This is a genomic window from Pseudonocardia cypriaca, assembly GCF_006717045.1.
In the GTDB taxonomy this organism is placed as follows: Bacteria; Actinomycetota; Actinomycetes; order Mycobacteriales; family Pseudonocardiaceae; genus Pseudonocardia; species Pseudonocardia cypriaca.
Genome location: NZ_VFPH01000003.1, coordinates 966,047 through 981,838 on the forward strand (window position 1 = coordinate 966,047; position 15,792 = coordinate 981,838).

13 protein-coding genes and 1 tRNA gene are annotated in these 15,792 nt (G+C 72.3%); 5 read left to right on the forward strand and 9 right to left on the reverse strand.

Features of this window, described 5'->3' with window-relative positions; all coding sequences use genetic code 11:
• Position 1 precedes the first annotated feature (1 nt).
• From FB388_RS36125 to FB388_RS36145, 5 genes are read right to left on the reverse strand one after another with little or no spacing between them, the layout of a single operon-like run.
• Positions 2-598, reverse strand: coding sequence for a hypothetical protein (locus FB388_RS36125; protein WP_142107155.1), 597 nt, complete (start codon positions 596-598; stop codon positions 2-4).
• A complete protein-coding gene (locus FB388_RS36130; RefSeq protein ID WP_142107156.1) occupies positions 588-2,513 on the reverse strand; it encodes a hypothetical protein in 1,926 nt (641 codons plus the stop codon). Before FB388_RS36130 ends, FB388_RS36125 begins: the two co-directional genes overlap by 11 nt.
• The gene (locus FB388_RS36135) at positions 2,513-5,521 is read right to left on the reverse strand and encodes an ATP-binding protein (protein WP_142107157.1); all 3,009 of its coding nucleotides are present in this window, start codon (positions 5,519-5,521) and stop codon (positions 2,513-2,515) included. The genes FB388_RS36130 and FB388_RS36135 overlap by 1 nt, the downstream gene beginning before the upstream one ends.
• Complete coding sequence (locus FB388_RS36140; RefSeq protein WP_142107740.1) at positions 5,508-5,960, reverse strand: hypothetical protein; 453 nt, start codon at positions 5,958-5,960, stop codon at positions 5,508-5,510. The genes FB388_RS36135 and FB388_RS36140 overlap by 14 nt, the downstream gene beginning before the upstream one ends.
• Complete coding sequence (locus tag FB388_RS36145) at positions 5,960-6,220, reverse strand: hypothetical protein (protein WP_142107158.1); 261 nt, start codon at positions 6,218-6,220, stop codon at positions 5,960-5,962. Before FB388_RS36145 ends, FB388_RS36140 begins: the two co-directional genes overlap by 1 nt.
• A gap of 429 nt (positions 6,221-6,649) precedes the next feature.
• Between FB388_RS36145 and FB388_RS36150 the strand changes: the two genes are divergently transcribed.
• On the forward strand, positions 6,650-9,094 hold the full coding sequence (locus FB388_RS36150) for a (Fe-S)-binding protein (protein ID WP_170225995.1): 2,445 nt from the start codon (positions 6,650-6,652) through the stop codon (positions 9,092-9,094).
• Between the two features lie 16 nt (positions 9,095-9,110).
• Here the strand turns inward: FB388_RS36150 and FB388_RS36155 are convergent, their stop codons facing one another.
• Positions 9,111-10,019: a hypothetical protein gene (locus FB388_RS36155; protein WP_142107159.1), complete on the reverse strand. Its 909-nt coding sequence runs from the start codon at positions 10,017-10,019 to the stop codon at positions 9,111-9,113.
• Between the two features lie 11 nt (positions 10,020-10,030).
• The gene (locus FB388_RS36160; RefSeq protein ID WP_246122720.1) at positions 10,031-10,891 is read right to left on the reverse strand and encodes an AraC family transcriptional regulator; all 861 of its coding nucleotides are present in this window, start codon (positions 10,889-10,891) and stop codon (positions 10,031-10,033) included.
• A 163-nt stretch (positions 10,892-11,054) separates the two neighbouring features.
• On the opposite strand from FB388_RS36160, the gene FB388_RS36165 reads away from it, so the two are divergent.
• Entirely contained in the window at positions 11,055-11,684 is a 630-nt protein-coding gene (locus tag FB388_RS36165; RefSeq protein ID WP_142107161.1) for a class I SAM-dependent methyltransferase, read from the forward strand.
• Here the strand turns inward: FB388_RS36165 and dcd are convergent.
• Both dcd and FB388_RS36175 read right to left on the reverse strand, forming a co-directional pair.
• Positions 11,681-12,262 (reverse strand): dCTP deaminase, encoded by a 582-nt coding sequence (gene dcd, locus FB388_RS36170; protein WP_142107162.1) that lies wholly within the window; start codon positions 12,260-12,262, stop codon positions 11,681-11,683. The genes FB388_RS36165 and dcd overlap by 4 nt on opposite strands.
• A 21-nt stretch (positions 12,263-12,283) precedes the next feature.
• Complete coding sequence (locus tag FB388_RS36175; RefSeq protein ID WP_142107163.1) at positions 12,284-13,414, reverse strand: UDP-N-acetylglucosamine 2-epimerase; 1,131 nt, start codon at positions 13,412-13,414, stop codon at positions 12,284-12,286.
• A 183-nt stretch (positions 13,415-13,597) separates the two neighbouring features.
• Here FB388_RS36175 and FB388_RS36180 point away from each other — a divergent pair.
• The 3 genes from FB388_RS36180 to FB388_RS36190 all read left to right on the forward strand — a co-directional run bounded on the left by FB388_RS36180 (position 13,598) and on the right by FB388_RS36190 (position 15,766).
• A tRNA-Gly gene (locus FB388_RS36180) sits at positions 13,598-13,668 on the forward strand.
• 377 nt (positions 13,669-14,045) lie between these two features.
• Entirely contained in the window at positions 14,046-14,777 is a 732-nt protein-coding gene (locus FB388_RS36185) for a dienelactone hydrolase family protein (protein ID WP_142107164.1), read from the forward strand.
• A 161-nt stretch (positions 14,778-14,938) separates the two neighbouring features.
• Positions 14,939-15,766: a helix-turn-helix domain-containing protein gene (locus tag FB388_RS36190; protein ID WP_142107165.1), complete on the forward strand. Its 828-nt coding sequence runs from the start codon at positions 14,939-14,941 to the stop codon at positions 15,764-15,766.
• Positions 15,767-15,792 lie beyond the last annotated feature (26 nt).

The following is a 15,792-nucleotide window of genomic DNA, read 5'->3' on the forward strand; positions in this document are numbered from 1 at the left end:
CTCATTCCCGGTCGTAGCCGGCGACCCGCCAGCCGTCCTCGGTGCGCACGACCAGCACGATCAGCTTGAGCTTGTCGGTCGGCACCTCCACCTGCACCGAGCGGGCAGCGACGCGGACGGGGCGTGGCTCGCCGGTGACCCGCGTCGCGGGGATGTTGTCGGGATCGACCCCCGAGAGCACCCCGAGGTACTCGTCGGTGGTCGTCCTGCGCAGCCCGTCCAGCCACTGCTGCGGCGTGGTGCCCGGCCGCGGGCGGACCCACGCCGCCGCCCAGCGGGCCGCGGTCTCGACGGCCGCATCCGGCGCCGCCGACAGGGGCAGCGGCGAGGGGGTGAGTTCGGGCACCGGGGGCAGCACCGTCGGAGTGGGGGTGCGCGGGGCGTCGGGTCGGCGAGCGGCCGAAGCGGCCGTCCCGCCGGAGGCGTCGGGCCCGTTACCCGTGCCCCTCGGCCCGAGCGCGGCGATCGCGAACGTCGCACCGACCGCCACGGCCACCACGACGGCCGTCGTGAGCGCGAGCCGCAGCGGTGAGCGCAGCGGCCACGCCCACATCGCCCGGTACGCAGCGGACCGGCCGTGCGGCGTCCTAATCGGCACGACCGCCGCCGGAGAAGAACGCGGTCTGGTCCGACCGCGGCCGGTAGATCCGGTACACGGGCACCCCGTCGACGATCTCCGCCTGCACCGGCCGGGCACTGCCGGGGCGCAGCGGAACCGCGTCGGGTCTGCGGTAGATCACCCGGTCGTCCATCTCGCCGGAGTCGCCCCAGCTCGGCATACCGCCGGTGGTCACCGCGTCGTCAGGAGGCGGCGGCAACGCGCGGCGGCGCGCGGCGGGAACGGCAGCGCGCTGCGGCGGCTCCGGGCTCGTGCTCCGCGGTGCGGGCACGTCCGCGGCGGGAGTGGACACCCGCATGGCCGGCTCCGACTCCGGGCGCGCGCCCCCCGGCCGGCCCGCGGACGCCATCGCGCCGCGCCGCTCGTCCCACCACCGGGTCTGGCGGTCGTCGTCGTCGGCCGCGGCGCCTCGCACCCGCTGCCACACCCGCGACATCGGCCCGGTGCCCGCGCCGGGCACGATGCCGCCGAACTGCTCGCGGGTGAGCGACACCATCGACACCAACCGCCGGAACGGCCGCGCGACGGCCCACAGGACGACCGTCACCACGCCGGTGACGAGCAGCGCCAGCCACAGGCCGATCCCGGAACCGGGCCGGAACAGCGACACGACGAGCAGCGCGTGCAGGCCGGCGAGCGCGCCGACGACGAGCGTGTTGACGATCGCGGCGCCGGCGACGCGCAGCAGCGCCGGCATGATGTCCGGCTTGAGGATCGCGATGACGGCGACGGCGGGCGCCGTCATGACCATGAGCCGCAGCACCAGCATCGCCACCAGCACGAGCACCTTCGACAGCAGCTGGAACAGCGCGATGCACATGGCCTGGACGACCGCGAGGACGCCCGCGCCGACCCGGCTGCCGGACTCGCCCTGGAAGTACGGGTACCGGTCGCCCATGCGCGCGGCGATCGCGGCGAAGTCGGCCTTCTTCTGCTCGGCCAGCTGCAGCGTGTCCTGGCGCTGGTCGACCTCGTCGATGGTGAACGTCTGCGCCCGCAGCAGGTCGCGGCCCAGCTCCTGGGCCTGCGGCACGTCCGGCGCACCGAACTCGCCACGTAGCCAGTTCTGGTAGATGACCTGGTCGACGAGCACCGTCGGCAGGGTGTCCCTGGTGCCGAGCCCGATCTGGCCCAGGAAGCCCTCCTGCATCTGGGTGACCCCGTCGAGCAGCAGGGGGTCGGCCGCCTTCGCCCAGTCGACGGGCGCGAGGTAGGCCGCCGACCCGACCACGAGCGCCACCACCGCGAGGGCCGCGCGCTGGGTCTGCCGGGCCAGGTCACCGCGCAGCGCGAGCACCAGCAGGATGACGGCGAGCAACAGCAGCACCGGGCCGATGAACGTGGTGAACACCGCGTCGTACATGGCGCGGGTGCCGTTGCCGATCAGCTGGTCCAGCGGGGAGAGCAGCTCGCCGCCGTCGGCGATGAGGTAGTGCGCCCAGTTGACCCCGCCGACCGCGAACTTCGCGACGTTCAGGGCCTGGTTGCCCAGCCACGTATCGGTGGTGGTGGACGGGTTGAAGGCCGCGCCCGCACACCCGATGTCGTAGTTGTGCCAGACAAGTCCGGCGTAGCCGACCTCGCGGTAGACGCTTCCCTCGATCCCACCCGACGCCCGAGGCGGGTCGAGCGAGCCGACTAGCCCGGTGCCGGGCCGGTCCGGCTCCGGCGACTCCTTGCAGTCGAACCCCTGCCCGAACGCGGGCTGCCCGAGCAGGACGGAACCCCCGACGAGCCCGGCGACGATCAGCATGGCGGCGCGCCGGCGCGGCCGGGCGCCGGCATCTCCTCGGCGCCGCCGCGCACGGCCGCGGCGCAGGCCGGCGGCGACCGCCGCCGCGATCACCAGGGCGACCGGCAGCCATCCTGCGGCTGCCGGGGTGCCTCCGGGCATCACCGACGGGCCTCCCCGGCCGCGGGAACGCGGCCACCGGCGGAACGATCGGCGCCGTCGACGGCGGACGGCTCGTCGTCCAAGTCGGAGCCGGGGTCGATGTCACCGAGCAGGTCGAAGTCCTCGTCGGCGCGAAGGTGGGGCCGGTCGCCGTTGCGGGCGGCGGCCAGGCCACCCGGAACGGTGCCGAGCAGGCGGTCCGTGTCGTCGAGGTCGTCGAACTCGTCGTCCCCCTCGAGGTCGTCGCCGAGGTCGCTGCCCAGGTCGACGACGGAGTTGCCCCGCCTGCCGAGCACCACGGGGCGGGACGGCATCGGCTCGTCGGGCGCGTGCACCGCGGCCGGGGTGACGACCGGCGCGCCGCTCACGGAGATCCGGTTGGCGTCCGGGTTGGTGTCGAGGGCCTCGCGGACGTGCTCGAGGTGCGGCGCCTCCAGGTCGATCCGGATCTTCTCCACGCCGCCGTGCCCGTCGGCGAAGATGAACTGGCGCGGGGTGTCGTCGGGCCGGTCGTCGTTGCGCGGGCGCGGCGACAGTGTGCCGAGCATCTGCTCGTAGCCCACGCCGGTGGGCACCTTCAGCAGCCGCAGCGCGTCGCGCTGGGCCTCCTCGTCGTCGGTGCGGCCCACGAACACGGCGTTGACCAGCGACGCGAACCCGGAGACCCGCAGCAGGTCGCCCGCCAGCTGCGAGGCGAAGAGCGCGCGCACGTTGAACTTGCGGGAGTCACGGGCGAGCCGGTCGATCAGCACCTTGCCGGTGGGCACCTGCGACAGGAAGTGGGTCTCGTCGAGGGCCACGCCCTTGCGCAGGTTGCGGTCGGCGTCGTAGATGGTGCGCTGCGTCAGCCAGGACGCCAGGTTGAGCAGCTCGACGGCCAGGGCCTCCGCGTCGGTCCACTCCTCGCGCGGGCTGCCGGGCCGGGGCAGCGTCATGCCCTGCATCGTGAGCACCGTGAGGCGGTAGTCGCGGTCGGCCTGCCACGGGTCGTCGCGGGAGGTGTCCGGGAACAGCAGGGCGGCCTGCGGAAGCTCCCGCCGTTCGGAGAGGAAGTCGGCCACGACGCCCGCGTGGTCCTCACCGTCGCGGGCGTGGCGGCGCAGCACGTCGATGACCTGGCCGGGGTGCCGGTCCGGGGATCCGCCGACCTCGCGCACGGCGCGCAGCAGCACGATCCGGGTGTGCGGGATCCGGGCGACGTCGAAGGGCAACAGCCCGGTGAGGACGTCGAGGACGAGCCTGCGGCGGGTGGCCGCGGCGAGCGACCGTTCCCGGCGCCACGCCCGCTCCGGGTCCTCCTCGTCGGCGAAGTGCTCCGGACGCGGCTCGGCGACAACGCGGTACGGGTTGAGGATGCCCGGGTCGGCGCGCAGCAGGTTGATGTGCCGGGAGAAGGGCGCCAGCTCGGGCAGGCGGGTGAGCTGCGCGAGCGGCCCCGACGGGTCCAGGAGCGTCCAGCGCGCGCCGGCCCGCAACGTCTTGTACGTGATCAGCCCGGTCAGGAACGACTTCCCGGACCCGAGGCCACCGATCACCGCCGTCAGCCCGGAGGCGCGGCGCACCTCCTGCGCGAGCCACGGGTCCCAGGCCACCGGTCGCCGGGTGGCGGTGCAGGTCTCACCGATCATGATGCCGCGCCGGTCGCCGACCGAAGCGGTGGCCGCCGGCACGGCTGATGCGGCCCACATCACCGAGCCGCGCCTGCGGTACGCGGTGGACGCGAGCGGCTCGCCGGGGATGAACTCGCGCGCGTAGCGGTACTGGGCCTCGGGGTGCTCGATCTGCACCTTCGGCCGGTAGACGTCGAGCACCTGCTGCGCGCGGCTGATGGCCTCGGCCTCGTCCTTGCCCGACACGGCGATCCGCCACCAGCCGTACAGGCGCGTGTTGAGCTGGGTGAGCCCGCTGGTCAGCTCGTCCTCGACCTCGAGCACCCGGTCGGCCTGCCGCGCGAGCGACATCGGCGGGTCGAGGTCGTGGTCGTGGGTGTAGTGCCGGATCTGGCTGCGCACCTTCCCCATCTGGCGCTGCAGCTCGCCCGCGACCTCCTCGGGCTTGCGCACGTAGATGCGGGCCGACCACTCGACCGGGAAGGGCAGCCGGTCGGAGTGCTGCATCCACGGGTCGTCGACCTCGGGGATGCGCAGGCCCTCCATCAGGCCGAGCGAGAGGACGGCGACGTTCCGGCTCACGGTCTGCGCGCGCAGCCGCCCGACCACCTGCACGGTTGGGGCGTAGGGCTCCTGCTGCATCTCGACGCCGTCGGTGAACGCGGCGAGGTCCTCGGTCTCCCAGCGGTGCGAACCGCCCGGCACGACGTTCAGCGTGCGCGGTGCGGGCAGGCCGAGCGCGCAGGACCGGTGCATCAGCCACGCGATGTCGTCGGACGAGGCCGGCACCGCGTCGAGCCCTGAACCGGCGACCAGCGCGTCCAGGTGGGCGACCTCGGAGGACAGCGCCTCGATCTCGGCGCGGACCGCGGCCGGAGCTACCTTGCCGAGCACCGGCGCGGCGCGCTCGACCCAGCGGTCGAGGGTGCGCCGCCCGGACACCTCGATGCCGAGGAACACCTCCTTGTCCGACATCGACAGGCCCATGAGGTGGCGCTGCTCGCCCTCGAGGAAGCCGTCCCAGCCCAGTGCCCCTGCGACGTCGGGCATCCGGCCGAGCGCGTTGTGGTCGAACGCCTCCGCCCACATGTGCACCGGGTACGGCCGCGTGGTGACCCGCAGGTGCAGCCACCGGCCCTGCAGCTCGCCGAGCTGCGCCGCGATCTGGCGGATCAGCACCTCGCGCTGCGAGTCGCTGCGGAAGCTCCATGCCTGCGCCGCGAGCCGGTACCAGGCCATGACCTGCGTGCCGGTGCGGGTCAGGTGCCCTTCGATGGAACGCAGCGCGATGTTCGGCTCGTACGTCGGCAGCCCGCCGTCACCCGCGAGCGCGCGGCCGCGCCTGCGGCTCGCGCGCTCGTTGGGTCTCCGATCCCGACCCGCGTCACCTCGTGACACGCGAACGCCCCTCCCGACGGCCGGGCTGGACCCGGCGTCCTGCCTGCTGCGGCTTTCCCCGCCGACGCACCTTGCGTGGCCCGACGGCCGGGCCGACGCGCACGTGGCTCGAGCGGATGACCCCACCGGTCGCGGCGGTGCGTCGCCGCGGGCCCGAGATCTCGTGCCGGAAGAGCCCGACGACCTGGCCGAGCGGGCGCTCGTAGTCGATGCGCTGGCCGATGAACCGCGTGATCAACACAGTGAGCACGAGCGCCCACGCGACCGAGAAGAAGTCGAGCCCGATCCCGACCCGGCGCTGGACGAACATGATGACGATCATGACGAGGAGGCCGAGACCGTAGCTCACGTACCTCGCGCGCCAGGGGAACGTGGCGCGCGGCGGCCCGAGCCAGACGGAGTCGACGCGGTAGATCTCGTCGTCGGTGCGGACGAGCATCACCCGACGAGGAGACCGGCCAGGAAGCTGCCGATCTCCGGGCCGTTGCCGGACACCGCGATGCCGAGGGCGATGAGGCCGACGATCAGGCCGACGCTGCGGCGCGCGACGCCTGCGTTGTCACCCTTGCCTCCTATCCACAGGAGGATGATCGCGATGCCGAGCAGGATGAGCGGGATCACGTTGTCCTGGATCCACCCTTGGAGACCGCCGGTGCTCAGGGTCTGCGCCTGCAGTACGAGCACCTGTGGTCCGGTCATGACGGCTCCTCCTCGTGGCGCTGCCAACCCGAGTTCGCCGCGTACCCGACACCTCGGGCTGGTGGTCGCCCGACCTTGGTCTGCTCGGGCATTCGCGCACGAGTAGACCATGTTGACCACCGGGAGCATAGCGAGTCGCCCGCGCGTCAGAGGCGACCGACACGGACAGCGATTCGCCGGGGCGCAGGGGTGAACGGCGAGATCGTGACGCCGGATCTGGACCGGTTGAGTGACGAATTTCCGCCGCGCACCCGAAGGCGTGACCACCGACGGCGGGTTAGGGTCACATCGCGCTCCGCTGTTACCAGTGAGTAAGTTACGGTCTGATCAGCCGGAACGACGCCGGCGCGCGGCGGGGAGCACCGGTCTACCCTGCTCCGCAACGGCCCGCGGTCCACCACCCGCGGCGCCAGCCCTTGGAGGAAAGCCGTGGTTGTCAGACTCGTCATCGGACTGGCGATGACAGTGCTCGCCCTGGCGGTGTCCGGCCGCCGCGCCTACTGGCTCTACACGCTGATCAGGTCCGGGCAACCGGCGCACGACCGGCTCCAGCAGATGAACGAGCGGATCAAAGCGCAGTTCGTCGAGGTGTTCGGCCAGCGCAAGCTGCTGCGCTGGTCGGTGCCCGGCCTCGCCCACTTCTTCACGTTCTGGGCGTTCGTGATCTTGATCACCGTCTACCTCGAGGCGTACGGCGCGCTGTTCGACCACGACTTCCACATCCCGCTGATCGGCCGCTGGCCCGTCCTCGGGTTCCTGCAGGACCTGATCGCGTCACTGGCGCTGATCTCGATCGCCGTGTTCACGGTGATCCGCATCCGCAACGCCCCGAAGCGGCTGGAGCGGGCGTCGCGGTTCTACGGCTCCCACACCGCAGGCGCGTGGCTCATCCTCTTCATGATCTTCAACGTGCTGTGGACGATGTTCTTCTTCCGCGGCGCGTCGGCGGCGCTGGGCGTGTTCCCGTACGAGTCGGGCGCGTTCGTCTCACTGGCCGTCGGCGAACTGTTCGCCGGAGTTCCGGAGAGCACGCTGTTCGTGCTGGAGAGCATCGGCCTGCTGCTGCACATCGGCGTGATGCTGGTGTTCACCGTGATCATCGCCTACAGCAAGCACCTGCACATCTTCACCGCCCCGCTCAACGTGTCCGCCAAGCGGCTGCCGAAGGCGCTCGGGCCGCTGCAGCCCATCGAGCACGAGGGCAAGCCGATCGACTTCGAGGACCCGCCGGACGAGGCGGCGTTCGGTCGCGGCAAGGTCGAGGACTTCACGTGGAAGGGCATGCTCGACTTCGCGACCTGCACGGAGTGCGGTCGCTGCCAGAGCCAGTGCCCGGCTTGGAACACCGGCAAGCCGTTGTCCCCGAAGCTCGTGATCATGGACCTGCGCGACCACCTGCTCGCCAAGGCCCCCTACATCATCGGCGGCCAGGACATGCCCGAGGAGGGCGCGGTCTCCGTCAAGGGCGGAGCCGACCAGGCGGGCGGCCCTGTCGATGCTTCCGGGGGCCACCACGTGCCGGAGTCCGGCTTCGGCCGCGTCCCCGGGTCGGGGCCGGAGCAGGCCGCGCGGCCGCTGGTCGGCACCCTCGAGCAGGGCGGGGTGATCGACCCGGACGTGCTGTGGTCCTGCACCACCTGCGGGGCGTGCGTCGAGCAGTGCCCGGTGGACATCGAGCACGTCGACCACATCGTCGACATGCGCCGCCACCAGGTGCTGATCGAGTCCGAGTTCCCCTCCGAGCTCGGCGTGCTGTTCCGCAACCTGGAGAACAAGGGCAACCCCTGGGGTCAGAACGCCAAGGACCGCCTGGAGTGGACGAAGAACCTCGACTTCGAGGTCCCGGTCTTCGACGGCGAGCTCTCACCCGACACCGAGTACCTGTTCTGGGTCGGGTGCGCGGGCGCGTTCGACGACAACGCCAAGAAGACCGTCCGCGCCACCGCCGAGCTGCTGCACCGCGCAGGCGTCGACTACGTGGTGCTCGGGCCGGAGGAGTCGTGCACCGGTGACCCCGCCCGCCGCTCCGGCAACGAGTTCCTCTTCCAGATGCTCGCCCAGCAGAACGTCGAGGTGCTGAACGCGGTATTCGACGGCCGGGAGCCGGGCACGCGCAAGATCGTGACGACCTGCCCGCACTGCCTCAACACCCTCGGCCGCGAGTACCCGCAGCTGGACGGGCACTACGAGGTCGTGCACCACACCCAGCTGCTCAACAAGCTGGTGCGCGAGGGCAAGCTCGTGCCGGTCGCCGCGCCCGACGCGATGACCGACGTGACCTACCACGACCCGTGCTACCTGGGCCGGCACAACGAGGTCTACGCCGAACCCCGCGAGCTCGTCGGGGCCGCAGGCGTCAAGTTGGCCGAGATGCCCCGGCACGCCGACCGGTCCTTCTGCTGCGGCGCCGGTGGAGCGCGCATGTGGATGGAGGAGAAGATCGGCAAGCGGGTCAACCTCGAACGCGTCGACGAGGCCCTGTCCACCGGGGCGGAGAAGATCGCGACGGGCTGCCCGTTCTGCCGCGTGATGTTCTCCGACGGCCTCACCCAGCGCCAGAGCGAGGACAAGGGCGCAGGCGTCGAGATCCTCGACGTCTCGCAGATGCTGCTCGCCTCCGTCAAGCGCGGTGACGGCGCCGGGAACGGCCACGTCACCGACACGGTGGACGCCCTCGGCGCCGGGGCGCCGCCCACCGCCGACACGACGCCGGCCAGCGGCACCCTTGCGAACGGTGCGGGCGACGAGTCGGCGGCCCAGGCGGATCCGGCGGGCGACGTCTCGGTCGGGGGTGCGAGCACCGGAGGCGCCGAGCCGAAGGGCGCGCGCGCCGACGGATCGGCATCGGACCAGGAACGCTCGACCGGGCAGTGAGGCGCGGACGCGCCTCTCAGCCGGCGCAGGGTGCGAAGCCGCGCACGGCGAAGCGCTGGACCGACGGGTCGGTCTGCATGATCAGGATGCGTCCGAGCTCCCGCCCGGCGGCGCCGGACCATGCCGTCGAGCACGCGTCGACGACCAGCCCGTCCGGGGACGCCTGCGGCTGAGGCAGCTGCTTCTCGTCCTGGCCGGGCACCCCGGAGGTCCGGCGGTGCAGCTCCGCCACGGCATCCGGGCAACTCGCGACGCCGACCGCCGCGAGGAGCTGACCTTCAGCCTCGGGCGTGAGGAGCCGGCAGACCGGGTCCGCGTCGTCCTGCTGCACGGCGGTGAGGAGTGCAGGCAGGACGCGGGCCGGACGCGCCTCGCCCAGCTGCACGCGCATCGGATCGCCCGCCCTGGCCTGCATCTGCTCCATCTCGACCCGGTCCTGGCGCAGCGACGTGCCGAAGCCGATCCCGCTCACCACGCACAGCACCGCCCCGACGGCCGCGAGCCGCCACCACGGCAGCTGCGCCAGCCCGGCCAGCAGGATGCCGATGCTCGCCGCCATCGCCCAGGCCCACGGGCCGGTGCTCAACATCAGCCCGATGACGACCGCGAGGCAGGCGAGCGGGACGTCCCAGCCTCGGAGCGGGCCGTCGAGCCGGAGCAGTCGCAGCACGACGAGTGCGACGATCCCGATCAACCAGGGGATCCAGGAGAAGCCGGCGAACGGCCAGAGCAGCAGTGCCGCAGCCAGGACGGCGAGGCCCGCGGCGCCGCGGGGCGAGCGGGACAGGCGGCGCCAGTCGAACCGCGGTCGTGGTGGCTGCGAGTCGTTGCCCGAGGTGGGGCCGGGTTGGACCGGTACGGGCGGCGGGTACGCCGGACGCGTCTCGGGAAGCCACGGGTGGCCGGGTTCGCGCGGCGGTTCCACGCGGCCCGAGGTTACTGGTTTCTCGCGCCTGCGCGACGCCACTCGAGCGGTGAGGCGCCGTGGGCTCGCCGGAACCGCCGGGCGAAGTAGCCCGGGTCGCGGTAGCCGACGCGGGCGCCGACCGCCTCGACGGTCAGCTCGGTCTCGGCGAGCAGCCGCCGCGCCTCGACCATCCGCCGCTCGGTGATCCACTGCTGCACGGTGCGCCCGGTCTTGCGTCCCACCACGGTGGTGAGGTGGCCCGGGGTGAGCCCCACCGTCGCGGCGACGTCCGCGAGGGTCAAGGGGGCGCGGAAGCCGGCCTCGATCGCGTCGAAGACGGCTGCGAGCTGCGGCTCGTCGCGCAGGACGAGGTCGTCGGACACGTCGGCCGCGAGCCGCGAGACCGCGACGAGCAGCAGGGTGAGGTGCGCGATCGCGGCCTCGTTGCACCCGTCGCGCCGCTCCCGCACCTCCCGATCGACTGCGACGATGTGCTCGACGAACGAAGCGCGCTGCTCCCGCGGGACGTGCAGCCGCTGCGCCCCACCCGCCACGCCTCTCACGAACGGGAAGAGCAGGGGGTGGGCGCGCCAGGACAGGAACGCGCCCAGGTCGCCGGGCTCGATGACGTCCGGCGGGAAGTACACCGACCACCCGTCGGCGCGCGGCAGATCGGGCTCGTCGAACGTGACCACCTCACCCGGAGCGACCAGCAGCACGTCACCGGCCTCGACCCGCCACTCGCGGTCGTCCAGCCGGATCCGTCCACCGCCGCGCTCCACGTACACGAGCACGAGGAAGTCGTGGGCGTGGGGCCGGGGAGGAATGACGTCCGGCCGCGTGTGACCGTCCTGGGTGCGCACCACGCCGACCGGCGGAACACCCGGCACCCGACGGTAGCCGTATACCGGCGCACCCCCACTGGTCACCGTCTGGACCAGAGCCGAAGATAGTCCCAGTACGTCCGACGAACGTCCCTTGGCAGCAGGTCCTAGCCGCTCCAGCCTGGAGTCCGACACCGGAACATCGTCGCATCCAAGAGGGAGAACGGCCATGCCCCACCGCCATCAGGAGCACGACTACCTGCCCGCGATGGGCAAGGACTGGTTGTTGCCGTTCTACGACACGTTCACCTGGCTGCTCGGCGTGCCGCGGATCCACCGGCGCCTCGTCGAGCTGGCCGCCATCGAGCCGGGTCACCGGGTGCTCGAGATCGGCTGCGGCCCCGGCGGCCTCGTGCTCCGCGCCCAGCGAATGCACCCCGACGCGGAGATAGTCGGCCTCGACCCCGACCCGCTCGCCTTGGCGAGGGCCAGGCGCAAGGCGGACCGGGCGGGCCGGCCGGTGCGCTTCGACCAGGGGAAGGCGGGTGAGCTCCCCTATCCGGACGCGAGCTTCGACCGGGTGCTGTCGTCGTTCATGTTCCACCACCTCGACGACGCCGAGAAGCGCCGCGCGCTCGCCGAGGTCCGCCGCGCGCTGCGCCCGGGCGGGCAGCTGCACCTGGTCGACGTCGCAGGCCACCACCGGGGCACCTTCGGGCACCGGATGCAGCGCGACGAGCGGCTGCGCGACAACGTGGGCGACGGCATCCCGGACCGCATGCGCGAAGCAGGCTTCACCGACGTGCGCACCGGCGAACGCGGCCGCCTGGGCACCACCTTCTACCGGGCGACTTCCTAGCGGCGGGTGTCGGCCCGGTGGAAGCTCCGGTAGGCGCGGGACGGCGTCGGGCCGCGTTGACCCTGGTAGCGGGAGCCGACGCCCTCGCTGCCGTATGGCCGCTCGGCGGGGTTGGACAGCCGGAACAGGCACAGCTGGCCGATCTTCATCCCGGGCCACAGCGTGATCGGCAGGTTCGCGACGTTCGAGAGTTCGAGCGTGATGTGCCCGCTGAAGCCCGGGTCGATGAAGCCTGCCGTCGAGTGGGTGAGCAGGCCGAGCCGCCCGAGGCTCGACTTCCCCTCGAGCCGGCCCGCGAGGTCGTCGGGCAGTGCGACCTCCTCGAACGTCGAGCCGAGCACGAACTCGCCGGGGTGCAGCACGAACGGTTCGTCGCCCTGGGTCTCGACGGGCGAGGTCAGCTCGTCCTGCTGCTGCGCCGGGTCGATGTGCGTGTAGCGGGAGTTCTGGAAGACGCGGAAGAAGCGGTCCAGGCGCACGTCGATGCTCGACGGCTGGAGCATCGCCTCGTCCCACGGGTCGAGCACCAGCCGACCGGCGTCGATCTCCTTGCGCAGGTCACCGTCGGACAGCAGCACGGCGTCAGGGTAGCCAGGTGCTCAGACCTGGGTGTTCGTCGGGGACGGCGAGCCGAGCAGCGGTGACGGGCACAGCCCGAACATCCACGCGACCGCCTGCTCGACGCGCGCGGCCGCGAGCCCGTCCGACGGGCTGACCGGCGTGATGCCGGCGGTGGCGAGGACCTGGCGCACCGTGGTCATGACGGCCGGGCTCAGGATGCTGCGGATCGAGTCGCCGGGGTGTGGGACGTGCGGCCCGTCGACGAGCACCGCAGGCGTGCCGAGCCCCGGCGCGTCGGCGACCAGGTCTGGATCGTCGGAGACGAGCACCGCGCTCGCCGCCACGAGCTGCACCAGCTCCGCGAGCGGCAGGTTGCGCACCACCCTGGCCCGCTCGTGCTCCAGCAGCGGGTAGGCGGCCCCGTGGGCCGCGAGCTCACCGAACAGCACGATCTCGATGTCCGGCTCGTGCGCCAGCAGGTCCGGCAGCCCGGCGAGCACACCGAGCGAGTCGACGCGGTCGAGCCCGACCAGCACCAGGCGCGGCCCACCCGCCCACACCCGCCGCACGAGGCGCGCGAACGACAGGTCGGCGGGTTGCGGGTTCGCCGTCATGGTCTCGCCGACCGCGATCGCGTTCGGCCCGACCGGGGTGCCCGTCGCGGACTGCTCCGCCACGAGGAACAGCGACGCGAGCTGGCCGATGATCCGCCGGTTGGCCTCCTGCGGGAACGGGCACAGCAGGTCGTCGGTGGCCACCCCGCTCTGCAGGTGCACCACCGGGATCTGCCGCCAGAACGCCACCTGCGCGGCCACCGCCGCGGTCATCCCGCCCCCGTAGACCATGACGGCCGACGGGTCGAGGTCGACGAGCACGTCGTCGAGGCGCGTCATCAGCGTGGCCGCGACGGCGGCCGGCTGGGGTGCAGGCGGTTCCCGCAGCAGCACGGTGACGTCGGCGGGCACGCCGAGCGCCTCGAAGGCCTCGTGCACCGACATCGGGTCGGGGCCGGTGGCGACCGTGATCGCGCGGATCCGGTCGGCCTCGGCGAACGCGGTGGAGACCGGCGCGAGCCGCGCCACCTCGGGCAGGCTGCCCGCGACGAGCAGGACGTCGTGGTCGTGGTCGGGTCCGGGCAGCGCGTCGAGCGACGCTTCGAACTCGGTCATGCTGGATCCTTCGGCCGGGGGAGCTGGCCTGACGGGGTCCCTGGAGTGTGAACCTGGCACCGACCGGGCGTCGAGAGCCCATCCCAACAACTGGTTCCGAAAGAGTGAGAACCACACTGTTGGACGTACGCGGAGGGACTTGTCGGTGACGCAGCGTGAGATGCTAGGCTTCGATCGCGCCACGCGGATGTAGTTCAATGGTAGAACATCAGCTTCCCAAGCTGAGAACGCGGGTTCGATTCCCGTCATCCGCTCTACCACAAAGGCCCAGCTCAAACGGTGTCCACACCGGAGCTGGGCCTTCGTCGTTCCTTGATCTGCTGTTCGCCGTGCCCTCCGTTCGGCTCCCTCCGCAACGTGCCGGGCCGTGGAGTCCCGTGGCGGAGCCGGTACGCCGCCGACGCCACGTGTCCGGCCGCCCGCACGGGGCCGGATGTAGCCGTGGCTGCCCAGCCATGGACAAAACCCGTTGGCGGGCCACGGCGACACAGCTACGTTGCCGGAGGCCGTGCCGGAGAACGAGGAGGTGGTACCCGTGAACGTTTCGACGTGGGTGCTCCCCTCAGGGGTCACGGTCGGGCGATAGGTCGTCCGGGAGCGCCGTTCAAGAGCACTCCCGGAAGGCACGACCATGAAACTCACTTCTGAACAGCGCCTCGACGACGGCGTCCTCGAACGCGGGTTCACCCTCGGCGAGATCCCCGGCATCCTGTGGACGCCCGGATCCGCATCCGCACCGGCGCCGCTGATCCTGGTCGGCCATCCCGGCGGACTGCAGGGGATGCACCCCCGACTGGCGGCCCGGGCCCGGCACCACGCGGCGGAGCACGGCTTCGCCGCGGCCACGATCGAGCTCCCCGGGGGCGGTGACCGGCCCCGTTCGGCCGCCGCCGAGCAGGCACGCGCCGACCTGCGCCGGGCGGTGGAGGCAGGCGAGCCGGTCGACGAGATCGTCGACGCCCTCGTCCTCCCGCTGGTCGAGAAGGCGGTCCCGGAATGGCAGGCCACCCTGGACGCCCTCCTCGCGCTGCCCGAGATCGGCGGCCCGGTCGGGTACGAGGGGGGAGTGATCTCCATCGGCATCCGGCTGGCGGTGGTCGAGCCGCGCATCTCGGCGGCCGTCCTGTTCGCCGGGACCTTCGTGCCCGGCGCCCTGTTCGAGGAGGCCCGCCGGGTCACCATCCCGCTGCAGGTCCTGCTGCAGTGGGACGACGAACGGAACGACCGGCAACATGCCCTTGACCTGTTCGACGCCTTCGGCTCCGAGGAGAAGACGCTGCACGCCAACCTGGGCGGGCACACCGGCGTCCCGTCCTTCGAGATCGACGCCGCAGCCCGGTTCTTCGCCCGGCATCTGAACTAGCCGCCGGCCTGCCCCGACCGCGGCGGTACCGGCCATCGGCGGTACCGGCCGGTCGGGGCGGCGCGTCTCCGGATCCCGCCCTCCGACTCGACCCGGGAAGCGGCTGTCACGGTCGATCCGATCGCGCCGGCCGACAGTGCTCATGCCGTGATACTTGGCGGATGGAGTACGTCGCCCGGGCTCCCGCGCCGTCGCTGGCATCCATCGTGGACGACCTCTACTACCTCGCCGGCACACCGCCCTACCCGCGGCTCACGATCCCGCCGATGCCATCGGCGCTTGTGATCATCAACCTCGCGGCCCCGTTCCGGGTCACCCATCCCGGCGGGAGCGACGACTTCGCGGACGGGTGCGTGTGGGGGACGCCGACCTGTCGGACGACCTTCGAGTACCCCCCGAACACGAGGTCGGTCGGCGTACACCTCAAACCGTGGGGTCTGGCGCCGCTCACCGGGGTGCCGGCGGCGATGCTCGGTCTGCCGGTCCCGGTCGAGGCGGTCTGGGGTGCCGTGGTCGAGGAGCTGGCCGACCGGCTCGACAGTGCAGCGTCGCCCGCGGCGATGCTGGACATCCTCGAAGCCGCGCTCCTGGCTCGCCTGAGGCCGGTCGCCGGGCTCGGCCTGGTGCACGACACGAGCACCCGGATCAGCCGGAGCGCGGGCAGCCTCTCCATCGCGAGCCTGACGGAGGCGGCCGGCGTCAGCAGCACGCATCTCGCCGCGCGGTTCAAGCACCTGGTGGGGATCACGCCGAAGCGCCTCGCGCGGACGTACCGCTTCGCCGAGGTCGTCACCTCGATCGACCCCGCCTGCGACGTCGACTGGGCGGAGGTTGCGCACCGCGCCGGCTACCACGACCAGTCCCACTTCAACCACGAGATGCGGCACTTCACCGGGCTCACGCCGACGGGGTACCTCGACCTGCGCCGCCGGTTCACCGCCGAGCATCCCGGCAGCGCTCTCGACGTCGGCCCGCTGCCGGCCGTTTGATTTTCTACAAGCCAGCCCGCTCGGCC